This window comes from Furfurilactobacillus milii (genome assembly GCF_009863985.1).
In the GTDB taxonomy this organism is placed as follows: Bacteria; Bacillota; Bacilli; order Lactobacillales; family Lactobacillaceae; genus Furfurilactobacillus; species Furfurilactobacillus milii_A.
Genome location: NZ_WEZT01000005.1, coordinates 184,038 through 196,064, shown reverse-complemented (window position 1 = coordinate 196,064; position 12,027 = coordinate 184,038). Strand labels below are relative to the sequence as shown.

12 protein-coding genes are annotated in these 12,027 nt (G+C 42.1%); 2 read left to right on the top strand and 10 right to left on the bottom strand.

The window, feature by feature from the left end; translation table 11 throughout:
* Nucleotides 1-80: 80 nt before the first annotated feature.
* Complete coding sequence (locus tag GB992_RS03780) at nt 81-1,814, bottom strand: AAA family ATPase (protein WP_161001281.1); 1,734 nt, start codon at nt 1,812-1,814, stop codon at nt 81-83.
* Nucleotides 1,815-1,884: 70 nt separating this feature from the next.
* Nucleotides 1,885-2,649: a DUF6287 domain-containing protein gene (locus GB992_RS03775; RefSeq protein ID WP_161001280.1), complete on the bottom strand. Its 765-nt coding sequence runs from the start codon at nt 2,647-2,649 to the stop codon at nt 1,885-1,887.
* 153 nt (nt 2,650-2,802) lie between these two features.
* Here GB992_RS03775 and GB992_RS03770 point away from each other — a divergent pair, with 153 nt between their 5' ends.
* The gene (locus tag GB992_RS03770; protein ID WP_161001279.1) at nt 2,803-3,114 is read left to right on the top strand and encodes a helix-turn-helix domain-containing protein; all 312 of its coding nucleotides are present in this window, start codon (nt 2,803-2,805) and stop codon (nt 3,112-3,114) included.
* 100 nt (nt 3,115-3,214) lie between these two features.
* Here the strand turns inward: GB992_RS03770 and GB992_RS03765 are convergent, their stop codons facing one another.
* From GB992_RS03765 to GB992_RS03750, 4 genes are all read right to left on the bottom strand, one after another.
* On the bottom strand, nt 3,215-3,436 hold the full coding sequence (locus GB992_RS03765; RefSeq protein ID WP_017261909.1) for a YozE family protein: 222 nt from the start codon (nt 3,434-3,436) through the stop codon (nt 3,215-3,217).
* 59 nt (nt 3,437-3,495) lie between these two features.
* Complete coding sequence (locus tag GB992_RS03760) at nt 3,496-4,122, bottom strand: YpmS family protein (RefSeq protein WP_161001278.1); 627 nt, start codon at nt 4,120-4,122, stop codon at nt 3,496-3,498.
* Between the two features lie 43 nt (nt 4,123-4,165).
* On the bottom strand, nt 4,166-5,209 hold the full coding sequence (locus tag GB992_RS03755; RefSeq protein WP_161001277.1) for a GDSL-type esterase/lipase family protein: 1,044 nt from the start codon (nt 5,207-5,209) through the stop codon (nt 4,166-4,168).
* A 193-nt stretch (nt 5,210-5,402) separates the two neighbouring features.
* A complete protein-coding gene (locus tag GB992_RS03750; protein WP_161001276.1) occupies nt 5,403-6,245 on the bottom strand; it encodes a DegV family protein in 843 nt (280 codons plus the stop codon).
* Nucleotides 6,246-6,441: 196 nt separating this feature from the next.
* On the opposite strand from GB992_RS03750, the gene trhA reads away from it, so the two are divergent.
* The gene (gene trhA / locus GB992_RS03745; RefSeq protein ID WP_161001275.1) at nt 6,442-7,083 is read left to right on the top strand and encodes a PAQR family membrane homeostasis protein TrhA; all 642 of its coding nucleotides are present in this window, start codon (nt 6,442-6,444) and stop codon (nt 7,081-7,083) included.
* A 66-nt stretch (nt 7,084-7,149) separates the two neighbouring features.
* Here trhA and GB992_RS03740 read toward each other — a convergent pair whose 3' ends face one another.
* From GB992_RS03740 to GB992_RS03725, 4 genes are all read right to left on the bottom strand, one after another.
* Nucleotides 7,150-7,653: a dihydrofolate reductase gene (locus tag GB992_RS03740; RefSeq protein WP_161001274.1), complete on the bottom strand. Its 504-nt coding sequence runs from the start codon at nt 7,651-7,653 to the stop codon at nt 7,150-7,152.
* A gap of 36 nt (nt 7,654-7,689) precedes the next feature.
* A complete protein-coding gene (locus tag GB992_RS03735; protein ID WP_161001273.1) occupies nt 7,690-8,640 on the bottom strand; it encodes a thymidylate synthase in 951 nt (316 codons plus the stop codon).
* 61 nt (nt 8,641-8,701) lie between these two features.
* Nucleotides 8,702-10,618, bottom strand: coding sequence for an ABC-F family ATP-binding cassette domain-containing protein (locus tag GB992_RS03730; protein WP_161001272.1), 1,917 nt, complete (start codon nt 10,616-10,618; stop codon nt 8,702-8,704).
* A gap of 63 nt (nt 10,619-10,681) precedes the next feature.
* Nucleotides 10,682-11,917 (bottom strand): CCA tRNA nucleotidyltransferase, encoded by a 1,236-nt coding sequence (locus GB992_RS03725; protein ID WP_161001271.1) that lies wholly within the window; start codon nt 11,915-11,917, stop codon nt 10,682-10,684.
* Between the last annotated feature and the right edge of the window lie 110 nt (nt 11,918-12,027).

Genomic DNA, 12,027 nt, shown 5'->3' with positions numbered 1-12,027 from the left:
GCACTTGAACTAATTAATCAACGACCATTAAAAATACATCATCAACAGACTGCCATTGAAAGATTCCGGGCTTGTTCGGATTAAACTTGTAATTTGCCTTGTGAAAGACCAATTTGAATAAGCTGATCCGTAGAGTAGTCTTCAAAGTTAAACACATTAGGGATTCTGCTCTTCAAACCTTCGTTCATTTTTAAGAAATTTTGCATTTCATCTGTGTAACCGGCAAAGATAATAACGATATCGTCACGATGATCTTCCATGAATTTTAATATCTCGTTAATGGCTTCACGGCCATAATCTTTTCCTTCACCTGCCAGTGTGTATGCTTCGTCAATAAACAGAACCCCACCGAGGGCAGATTTTAAAACCTTCTGTGTTTTAATAGCAGTATCTCCAATAAATTGTCCAACCAAATCCGAACGGGAAACTTCAATTAACTTGTCCGATGTAATAACACCTTTTTCATAGAGCAACTGACCTACGATTCGAGCAACTGTCGTTTTCCCAGTTCCAGGATTGCCTAAAAACAACGAATGAAGTGTTGTGGCTGAGCTGGATAATCCTTTTGCAGACCGTTTTTTGTTCATCTGTGCAACCGCAACGAATTCAGCAACTTTTGTTTTAACCGTTTGAATACCAATCAGGTCTTTTAGCTTTTTATCCGCAGAATTATCTGTTCCAAAGTAGCTAATTTCGGATTGTTTTAAAATCACCAGTTTGTTATTCTCGTCTGGGTCAAAATATTCTGTGTTACCGTTATACCTAGCGATGTTCAATTCTGGAACACCAATTTGAACAGTTCTCTCTAGCTTGATGTTTGGATTTGACAGCTGCCCGAAGTTTATTTGGTCAGCACTAATTGTCGACTTTCCCTTGGCATAAAGGTTAATAATTCCATTATCGTGTCCCAAAATATCTATTCTAGTGGCTTTAAGGCTTGTTTTATCATAAATACCCAAAGAGTCAGTGATAGTCAACCCGTCAAAATTTGCCTGTGAGTCAGTCAATCCGATAGAACTAACATGTCCGCCTGTTAATTTAAGCTTTGAATTAACTGTAGAAATAGCACTGGATACATTATCCTGTGATACAGAAATGTTTTCTGCATCCAATATGGAATTGTTTATCCTTATACATGGCCATGTACTTTTATCGCTGACTTTTCCACCTTTAAATACTGAATCACGTATGTTTGCCTTGCTTTTATTCATATACAAACCGTTTGAATCGGCATAATTGATAGATGATTGATTACAAATCATTTGAGCGTTTTCATCCAAATAAATTTCAGCATTAATTAATGAATTTACTATCTCGACGCTGGAATCATTTACATAAATTTGATGTTCACCATCACAAATCTTGCTCTCATGCACAGTTACGGTGTCCAGAAATAAATGCGCTTTATTATCAGCATAGATGATAGGATAATTTTTACCTGTCGATGCGGTATTTTCAAATTGAACATTCTTGCATGACAATGATGCAGATTTCTGAACTGTAACGCAATTAGCCTTTTCAGAATCCCGACTAACCCATAAATCACGCAAAGTAACATTGGCTTCATCGCTGATAATCAAATGACCGATTAATACAGTTGAAAAATTTTTTGTTCCATCTTGATTTTGGGAAAAATGGCCCATGATAGTAAGATTTTTACTGATTGTAATTGCATCTTCGTAATATCCTCTAAAACCGTCTTCAATCTCTATTGTGTCGCCATTTTCGGCGGTCTCAATTGCATCTTCCAAATTCCAATTTTTATTGGATGAAAAAATTGAAGTTTTTTGTTCCCCTACTAAATAAGTTGACATTATATGTCTCAGGCCTTTCACACAAATCTTCAAATATAGTTTTCGTAATTTACGTCTAATTATTCAGACGCTATTGCTGCACAAAATACTCGGTATAACAGTTATTGCTTGTCCAAAAGACAATCCGATTCTTTGAAGTGTCATCAGTCACACCGTTGTTCATGTTTGTAGGGCCGGTTACACCCTGGGGATAAAAGTCAATCGACCAATTTATTGCATTATCGTCTGACAAATCTGCAGTTACAAAACCATCCCTTAAGGAGTACTTCATATGAAGTGGCTCTTCATTTTTTTGAAAAAGTTTATTTCCTTCAAGAGTGACAAAACCATCACTGATTTTTTGATTGTCCACCGTCAGGGTTGAAGTTAATTCAGAAGGATCCTGCGTCCACTGAACGCCTGGAGCATCTGGATGATGATTACTGGCTGTCGCCGTTTCCACCCAAGTACCGGTCAAACTACTAAAATCACCATTTTGAATTTGATTAAAGCTCATTGTTTCTGGTGAAAAATTTTGTTCGGAATCCACACTTCTACTCTTTTTAACCGAGCTGTTTACTGATGAAGCTTCAGTTGAAGAACTTATTAAACTGCTTGCACTATCGGAGCTATCACTAGTTGAGTTGCTACTTGAATCTGAATTTGAGCTAAACTCATTTGCGTCACTTTTTGATGAAGAAACAGAGCTAATTTTACTAGCCGAAAAACTAGATGTTCTCCTACTACTAGTTTCTGCCGTGTCAGACTGTTTGGATTGACAACCAGCTAGTACACCACCAGAAGTCAGCACTAAACCAATAACAATAGCAACTGTCTTTTTCTTATATGTATTCATTTCACAGATTCCCCTTGTTGCAAAGACTCGTCTATACCCTCATTACGTACAGCTAATATTAGCAAAGTTTCTCAAAAGTATCAATATTAGATGTACTAGATGAGACTATTTCATATACGCAACTTTGCTACTCTGTAACGAGGGTGTAAACTCATGACAATAGAGTTTTTTGGAACAAAGTTAAAGGCCGTTCGAAAATCAAAGCGTTTAACCCAACTAGATTTAGCCGAACGCCTTGAAGTTAGCAAAGGAACAGTTTCTGCTTACGAGCAAGGATTGTCTTATCCGTCAATCGAGACACTCGTTAAAATTTGTGATATTTTGGACACCTCAGCAGATTATCTGCTGGGTCGTTCCGATGACATCCCGTTCAAAATGGGCGGTTTAACTGATGCTCAACAACAGACAGTCCTCCAGTTCGTATCTTTAATTGAACGTTCCAACGAAATTATCAATGACAAGTAAACTGCTTAGCCATTCTTGAAGAACGATTCTATTCAATTCAAAAAGACCGACACAACGAATTCTAAAAATTCGTTATGCCGGTCTTTTTGAAGTTTCTACTCTATAATTCCGATTCCTGATACATATGCCAGGCTTCGTCGAACACATCCATACTTTGCAGATAGTTACCATTTAACTCAAGGTAGCGGGACACATCGTCAAAGTTCTGAGACTGTTTGGGAAAAGCTTGGTCTAAAAATGCGTTATTAGCAAATTGAGCGACTGGTTCATAACTTTCTGCATTGCGTTGCGTCATTAGGTACTGGTAAAAACTACGTCGCATGATAGTGCTCCTTTCTTTGAACTGTTTAATTGCTGAAACCTGATGGAAGTTTCATCTGCTTATTTAACTTCTTTATCAAACTGAGCCTTTGGAATACCTGCTTTGAAAATGTATGTGCCGCTGTTCACGTCTAATGTTTCAGCCCGGATGGCTAAAGAACGACGTGGTCCTATCTTATGCAAATCCAATAGCACCGTGTCTGTTTTAGCGTTGGCACTGACACCCTTTGGAAATTTGTAATGACGAGCGACAAATCCCATCACAAAGTGTACAGGCAATTGAAGCCGTCCAATTGCCATTCTAGAGGCATGGAGTTTAACATTACCGGATTTGGTAACACTAGGATCCATAATCAATCCGTACGTTAGTTTAACACCAAGAAATTTGGTTGTCCCGTATAGCATTGCGTGTTTATTAATCACAAAACGATAATGATACTTGTTATCTTTCGTATTGTTAATGTAGTAATCTGCAAGTGCGTTCACCTGTTTAGTATTAAGCTGCACCTGAAATGTGGCGTTTGATTGTTGCACTGGGCGGGTTACCTCAGCAGGCTCCGGCATCGGTTTTGTTGCTTCAACACCGACCCAGATCCCGGCAATCACAATGAGACTAATTAACGTGATTGCAGTGATTTTCCACCAGTTGCGTTGGTGTTTTGGTTTAACTTCCTGCCTTGTTTGCATACTGATTTATTGAACCTCCGTTGCGGTGAAAATGGTCAAAAATTTATTTGGGCATCCAGGACTGGTGATCCTGCATCGTCTTATACAGCGTGGCAGTCATTTTTGAATATCCCAAATGGTTTGGGTGAAAATGATCTGCCGGCGATAAATAATCATTCAATTCACCAGTAGAACCGCCGACTAGCGCCTTTTCGACATTTTGACCGTCAAAGCTATTGTTATTATTTGCCTTAGCATCCTTGGCAGCCAAAGCAGACCGCTTTGCAACAGTATCATATTGACCGTACGAAAGACGTTCGTTAATATTCATGAAATATAATTTACTGATATTGTTAGCCGTTGCTTTTGTGACCTGGTTAAAGCCAGTGATATAAGTATTTAGTTGATCTACGTTGGCAAAATAAACGTAAACCGGGTTGTAAATACTGAATAAAAAGATTGGCGCATTTGTATTTAAGTTACGAACTGCCGTCAGCAGACTCAGGAGCTTTGTGGCATACTTCTGTTGAGTTGTTGCAACGACAGCATCCATCTGGGTCACAGTGGATTTGCCAGACAGAGTAGCCGTTTGTAATCCCTGCATCAGGTCATTACCACCGACTGTCATCGTAATGGCATCTGCATTAGCAACCTGTTTTTGCATTGCTGGCGACTGATTTAATCGCTTTAAAATTTGATCGGAACGATCGCCGGCTTTTCCGTAGTTATGGGTCGTTACGTTTAACTGATCTTTATCAGTTAATTTCGTTTTAATTTGACCAACATAGCCGCCATTCTTAGCTTGATCGCCGACACCCTGCGTCAAAGAATCACCGAGGGCCACAACGGTCACCTTTTTACGTTTGGCAGAAGTCTTACTTTTTGATTTGTTAGTCGTTTGTTTATGTGACTTAGCGGAACTCTTGCTACTCGAGCTGTCTTTTGAAGACGCTTTTCTGTTAACGTTAGGTGCTAACTGACTTGGTTGTGTGCGATGTTGCGGTTGCATTGCCTCATGGCTGCTTTGATAAAGCCACCAGGTTGCCCCAAGCGCCACCACAATGGCAACAACTAGCAACGCTCTAATCCACCATTTAAAAAATTTCATTGATCGCTCCTTTCTATCAGTTAATCCTATGATCAATTGATTTTTTGGACGCTTGCAAACTAATAAAAAAGTTGAGGGCTAATTTCCGAAACCACCGGGAATCAGGCTCAACCAACTCGTTTTACTGACAATTAGTTGACCAGAAGAAATAACTGGCCTGAATAAACAGTACTAATAATTTCGATGATGCTGTTTAGTCTGTGTAATACATTAATGCAAAGGCACCTTGACCTGCATGCGTTGCAATGATCGGCACCGTTTGTCGAACAACGACCGGTACGTTAGGAAACAGCTCATGAACGTGACTAGCAATTTTTTCGGCTGTTTCTGGCGCACCAGCATGGGAAACACCGATACTAGCAATATGACCAGCCTTCTGCATCTCTCCATAGGCCATGTCCAAAAACTTCGTAATGGTCTTCATGCCGCGACCTTTTGTGGTAACTTCAATCTTGCCGTCAATCACTTCTAAACCAATTTTGATGTTTAACAAATTAGATACCAACCCAGCAGCACGGCTAATACGGCCACCTGCAACTAGATTATCCAGTTTAATCACACCCATGAACAGACGTGAGTGATCACGAACTTCAATCGTTTTAGCCACAATTACATCAGGGGTAGCTCCGTTTTCGGCAGCTTCAGCGGCAGCTAACACTTGGAAAGCCAAGCCCCGGTCCGTCGTTTGCGAATCTACAACCTTAACGTGTGTAGACGTTAATTGTGCCGCCTGACGCGCAGCATCAACAGTTCCCGAAATTGATTCCATCATCGTAATGCAAACAACCTCTGAACCATCCTTACCTAGTTCGTCAAACAAGTCGACAAATTTTCCCAAAGGCGGTTGACTCGTCTTAGGCAACGTATCTGCATCAATCATTTTTTCCATAAATTGTTCATTGGTGATGGTTTCCCGTTCCACGTACACGGTACCATCAATCATAACTGACAGTGGGACGATGTTAATGTGATGCTCTTTAATTTCATCCTCGGTTAAACCAGCTGATGAGTCAGTTACAATTTTTACATTAGCCATAGCTCGAAATCCCACGCTTTCTAAAATCTACTCTGCACTGTTTTGAATGAGCATGCTACAATGTAGAGCATGAATGAATAAGTGTTACAAGTATAACAAACTTTGCCACTAATTTCATAAAACAGCGGGTTTCTTTGCTGATTTTATACTTTCGCAAACAACTACGGAAACCCACTGAACTGTTAGGAGTTTTAACATGCAACAACAGCATTCACGTACATATACCATCGTCAACGAAATTTTTAATGCGATCACTCACGGAATTGGATTTGGACTGGCCATTGCCGGCTTAGTGATCTTAATTATTCGTGCCGTCCACACTGGCTCTTCTTTGCGAGTCGTGACGTTTACGATCTATGGCAGTATTTTAATCCTATTCTACCTATCATCGACCTTGTTTCACGCCCTCGTGTTTACAAAGGCGAAACACGTCTTTCAGGTGTTTGACCACAGTGCCATTTACTTGTTAATTGCAGGTACGTATACGCCGTACAGCCTATTGGTTATTCGAGGCGTTCGGGGATGGATCATTCTCAGTGTTATCTGGGTCATGGCGATTGCCGGCATTGTCTACAAATCTATTTGGTTAGGCCGGTTCAACATTGTCTCTACAGTTATTTACGTCGTCATGGGTTGGATGTGTCTGTTTGCCTTTCCCCAGTTATATCACGGCCTAGGGCTTACCGGTTTTTGGTTGCTCGTCGGTGGTGGCGTAGCATTCACAGTTGGTGCGATTATTTACAGTTTCAAACAAATCCCGTTTGGTCACGTCATTTGGCACCTATTTGTTATGTTTGGTTCAGCCCTCATGTATTTCTCGATCTTGTTTTACGCTTAAATGCGTCGACAAAAAATGCTATGTAAGATTCACCATCAATCGGATAGTGACGCTTACATAGCATTTTTATTTACTTACGCCGTGTGGACGACGAACATACGTTAGAAACGCGTACGGCCACCGATTCTTATCGTCAGCCTCATGCGTCTCAGTGGATTGCAGTGTCCAATCATCTAAGTTGACCGCTGGCATATACGTATCACCGTCAAACGTCGCGTCAATTTTTGTAACTAGCAACCGATCTGCCATTGACATCAGTTCTTTATATAAACGAACACCGCCAATCACAAACAACTGGTCATCTGGATGATGCGTAATCCAATTAGCTAATTCAGCTAAAATGGGAAATAACAAAATTCCCGGCTGCTCAGGTAAAGTTGACGACAACACAAGGTTCTTTCGGTTTGGTAACGGCTTGCCTAAGGACTCAAACGTCCGTTTACCCATAATTACCGCGTTGCCCGTCGTCTGTTGACGAAAGTAACGGGCATCAGCTGGTAAATGCCATGGCAACTGGCCGTTCCGACCAATTAGATGATGCTGATCTTCGGCCCAAATTAATGTAAGCAAAACACAGTCACTTCCTGTCAAAAGTTAGTCATGCGTCTAAACGGCAACGGGTGCCTTAATTGCAGGCAATGGATCGTAATCCTTTACCTTAATGTCGTGCATGTCGTAATCAAAGATAATGTCTTTTTCATCATTGAGCCATAATGTTGGGGCTTTTCGCGGCGTCCGGGATAGCTGTTCCTTAACCTGGTCCAAATGATTGAGATAAATGTGCGCATCCCCAAGCGTATGAACGAACTCACCCACTTGTAAGTGACATTCTTTCGCGATCATTGAGGTTAACAAGGCGTAACTGGCAATGTTAAACGGCACGCCTAAGAAGATATCACCTGAACGCTGGTACAGCTGACAGGACAACTTGCCATCTGCAACATAGAATTGAAACAGTGTATGACACGGTGGCAAAGCCATGGTAGGCACATCCTCCGGATTCCATGCCGACACAATCAACCGCCGTGAATCTGGATGTTGTTTGATCATATTGATGACATTTCCTAGTTGGTCAATTGTTTCACCCGTGGATGTCTTCCATTTGCGCCACTGCGCACCGTACACCAGACCGAGCTCACCATATCGTTTAGCAAACGTATCATCATGCAAAATCTGATCGTCAAAATGCTTTTTTTCTGTTTGATAACGTTCATTAAATTCTGGATCGACTAAGCTGCGGCGACCAAAATCCGTCATGTCAGGTCCCTTGTAATCCGCACTGTCAATATAGCGTTGAAAGGCCCATTCGTCCCAAATATGATTCTTGTGTTCGAGTAAGAACCGAATGTTAGTATCGCCATGCAAGAACCAGAGTAACTCACTTTTTATGAGTCCAAACGGCACTTTTTTGGTCGTCAATAACGGAAAGCCCTCGCTTAAATCAAACCGCATCTGGTAACCGAACGTTGACTTGGTTCCTGTGCCAGTCCGATCCGACTTAACGGTGCCGTGTTCATAAACATATCGTTCCAGTTGTAAATACGCGTCTTCCAGCATATCTTTGCTTCCTTTCACCTGATGCCTAAGCGTTAACGTCATGATAGTTCAAATAAAGCATTTATTCAGAAACAAACTGACTTAAATAATCCCAACGTTCCATGGCTTTGGTCAGTTCCGAATCAGTCTCTTCAAATTGTTTTTGCAAATCGGCCAATTTACCATAGTCGGCGCCGTTCTCATTCATCTGAGTACTAATTGCGGATTTTTGTTGCTCAAGATCATCGATTTTGCCTTCGATGCCATCCCATTCTTTTTGTTCTGCATACGTTAACTTATGTTTAGTCTTTGTTTGCAGTTCATCGGTCACGGCAGCTTCATCTTGCTTAGCAGATGACTCACTTGTTGATACTTTTTCGTCATGTTGACGGGTCTCAGACTGTGCCTGCTGTTGCAAGTAATCGCTAAATTGACCAATAAAATGATCAATTTGGCCATGCCCATCAAACACAAGTAACTGGTCAGCAATCTTATCCAAGAAATAACGATCATGTGAGACCGTGATAACGGTGCCAGCAAATTTGCTGAGGTAATCTTCAAGGACAGTCAACGTTCCAATATCCAGGTCATTGGTCGGTTCATCTAGAAAGAGTACGTTTGGCTGTTCCATTAGTAACTTCAACAGGTACAGTCGCCGTTTTTCGCCACCGGACAATTTGCGGATTAACGTGCCATGCATAAACCGTGGAAACAGGAACTGCTCCAACAGGTTGGTCGTACTAATCTCGTTGCCATCTTTATCGGTCACGGTTTCCGCTACTTCGTTCAGGTAACTGATGACTCGTTTATCACCTGGAATTGGCTCAGTTTGCTGTGTGTAGTAGGCAAGCTTGACGGTCTCGCCGATTGTAACCGTGCCACTATCAACTGGCAAACGTTGTGCCAACACGTTTAGCAAACTAGTCTTGCCGGCCCCATTAACCCCGGTAATCCCAATCCGATCACCTGCCTGAATCAACAAGTTGAAGTCATTCAATAGTTTATGATCGCCAAGTTGCAAATTAACGTGTTTGGCAATGATCACTTTCTTACCCAACCGTTGCTGACCCAAGTTAATGTCAACATCCTGGTCAACCTGTAAGGTATTGAGATTGTCTTTCAAGTCATTGAAATGATTCACCCGCGCCTGCTGTTTTGTGCTACGCGCTTGCGGGGATGTGCGCATCCATGCGAGCTCTTTTTTATAGAGTTGTGACTGCTTGCGGTCGGCTTCCACTTCGTGCTCAACGCGTTCTGCTTTTTGCCCAACAAACGCCTGATAATTACCTTGATATTCGTAAAGCTGTCCAAACGACAGTTCAAAGATTCGCGTTGCCACGGCATCTAAAAAGTAACGATCATGCGTAACCACAAGAACAGCACCACGATAACTGGCCAAATACTTTTCCAGCCAGTCAATGGAATCAAAATCCAAGTGGTTCGTAGGTTCATCTAGCAGCAACAAATCCGGCGCTTGAATCAACACTTGCGCTAAGCCTACCCGTTTACGCTGACCACCAGACAATGTTTTAACCTGTTGATCCAAGTCGGTAATATGCAATTGCGTCAAAATGGTTTTGACGTTACTTTCGGCCAGCCAAGCGTCTTCCTGATTCATTTTTGCTTCAGCCCGAGTGTAACGAGCTAACGCCTTTTCATCTTCTGGGTGCAAACTATATTTGGCCAACGCTTGCTCATATTCACGAATGGTTGCAAATACTGGCTGCGCACCGGCGAACACCGCTTCCATAACGGATAACGAATCATCCAAGTCAGGAATCTGCCGGAGATAACTGATCCGGTAATCATTTGGTGTTTCAATTGTGCCGGAGTCCTGAGGGTCAACACCAGCAATCGTATTCAAAAGAGATGTTTTGCCACTACCATTTGTGCCAATCAGGCCAATCCGGTCATTTTCACCAATTAAAAAAGAAATCTTATCAAAAAGTGTTTTTTCACCGTAGACACTCGTTAATGCCTCTGCTCGTAATGTCTGCATGATTTATTTTTTGTCCGTCCTATCTCTAACAGTTGTCACTGGCAACTTACGCCAGAAGCAATCTCATTTTTTCGTTGAGGTGTCGTTTTTTGCCAGGATCTTATCCTGAACATATTTCAACAATTCGGCGGCCTCATTATTAAGTTCACCATCAATAACGGCATTTTGAATTTTTTGCAGCGTTTCACCAACTGCAGGACCAGGCGTTAAACCGGCTTTTTTGATTAAGTCAGCGCCGCTCAGCGCAAGGTCATGCGAATCCTTGATTGGTAGCTCATTATAAACACTCAGCCACTCGTTTGGATCATCTGGACCATAGCCACTCATGCGGGCAACATTGGTGCCTGCAGCGATTGTATCTGGCGTCATAGCAAACAACAATTGTTTGGTAACACCATGATACTGTTGTGCATATGCCAAATGAAGCGCCTGATTGGCCGCCTTGATGATATGATTGGCTGTCTTCCATGCTTGCAAGAACTCCACCGTGTCTGGATATGACAGCCCTAAATGAAATGCCACCATCGCCCAAACTTCAACTTCATCTTTAGGTGCTAATGCCGGTACCGTCGCAATCGTGGACAAATCGATCGTATGCCCCACCAAACCAGGACAATAGTCTGCCAATGTCGTTTGAATCATCATAGACAGGCCACGATATGCTGCTTTCCCTAGCATCATCCGCACAAACTCATCATGAATCCGTTCAACCGCAATTTGACTCAACAAATGCGCGTGCGTGTGAATAGCTGCCAACGTTTTATCTTCAATTTTAAAGTTCAATTGACTAGCAAAACGAACGGCGCGCATCATGCGTAGTGCATCTTCACCGAAGCGTGCTTCCGGATCACCGACGGCACGGATAATGCCAGCCTTCAGGTCACTTAATCCGTCGAACAAATCAATAACTTCGCCATCTTGGCGCAGAGCCAGCGCATTAATTGTGAAATCACGGCGTTTAAGGTCATCTTCCAAGTGGCGAACAAATGTCACTTTATCTGGCCGGCGATAATCTTGATAACCAGATTCTGTCCGAAAGGTTGTTGTTTCATAGCCAGTTCCGTGATCCAAAATCATGACGGTGCCGTGTTCAATACCGGTATCTACCGTCCGTTTGAATAATGCCTTTACTTCTTCTGGGTACGCACTAGTGGCAATGTCCACATCGTGAATTGGTTTGCCTAAAATTGTGTCTCTCACTGAACCACCCACAAAGTAGGCTTCATAACCAGCGGCTTCGAGCGTTGCCAAAATGGGTTGTGCACCCACAAATTCTCGCGGCAATTGTGCTAAACGCATGTTATGCCATCCCCTCATTAACTATTTATCACCCATTCTAGCAGAAATATGGCATTGATACACTATGGCTAAACTTCAACTGGTCTGCTATCTTTAGTGATAGTAAAATA

Excerpts from the sequence above, each read along its gene's own strand:
- GB992_RS03780 (WP_161001281.1), bottom strand. The coding sequence starts at position 1,814 with ATGTCAACTTATTTAGTAGGGGAACAAAAAACTTCAATTTTTTCATCC.
- GB992_RS03775 (WP_161001280.1), bottom strand. The coding sequence starts at position 2,649 with ATGAATACATATAAGAAAAAGACAGTTGCTATTGTTATTGGTTTAGTG.
- GB992_RS03770 (WP_161001279.1), top strand. The coding sequence starts at position 2,803 with ATGACAATAGAGTTTTTTGGAACAAAGTTAAAGGCCGTTCGAAAATCA.
- GB992_RS03765 (WP_017261909.1), bottom strand. The coding sequence starts at position 3,436 with ATGCGACGTAGTTTTTACCAGTACCTAATGACGCAACGCAATGCAGAA.
- GB992_RS03760 (WP_161001278.1), bottom strand. The coding sequence starts at position 4,122 with ATGCAAACAAGGCAGGAAGTTAAACCAAAACACCAACGCAACTGGTGG.
- GB992_RS03755 (WP_161001277.1), bottom strand. The coding sequence starts at position 5,209 with ATGAAATTTTTTAAATGGTGGATTAGAGCGTTGCTAGTTGTTGCCATT.
- GB992_RS03750 (WP_161001276.1), bottom strand. The coding sequence starts at position 6,245 with ATGGCTAATGTAAAAATTGTAACTGACTCATCAGCTGGTTTAACCGAG.
- trhA (WP_161001275.1), top strand. The coding sequence starts at position 6,442 with ATGCAACAACAGCATTCACGTACATATACCATCGTCAACGAAATTTTT.
- GB992_RS03735 (WP_161001273.1), bottom strand. The coding sequence starts at position 8,640 with ATGCTGGAAGACGCGTATTTACAACTGGAACGATATGTTTATGAACAC.
- GB992_RS03730 (WP_161001272.1), bottom strand. The coding sequence starts at position 10,618 with ATGCAGACATTACGAGCAGAGGCATTAACGAGTGTCTACGGTGAAAAA.
- GB992_RS03725 (WP_161001271.1), bottom strand. The coding sequence starts at position 11,917 with ATGCGTTTAGCACAATTGCCGCGAGAATTTGTGGGTGCACAACCCATT.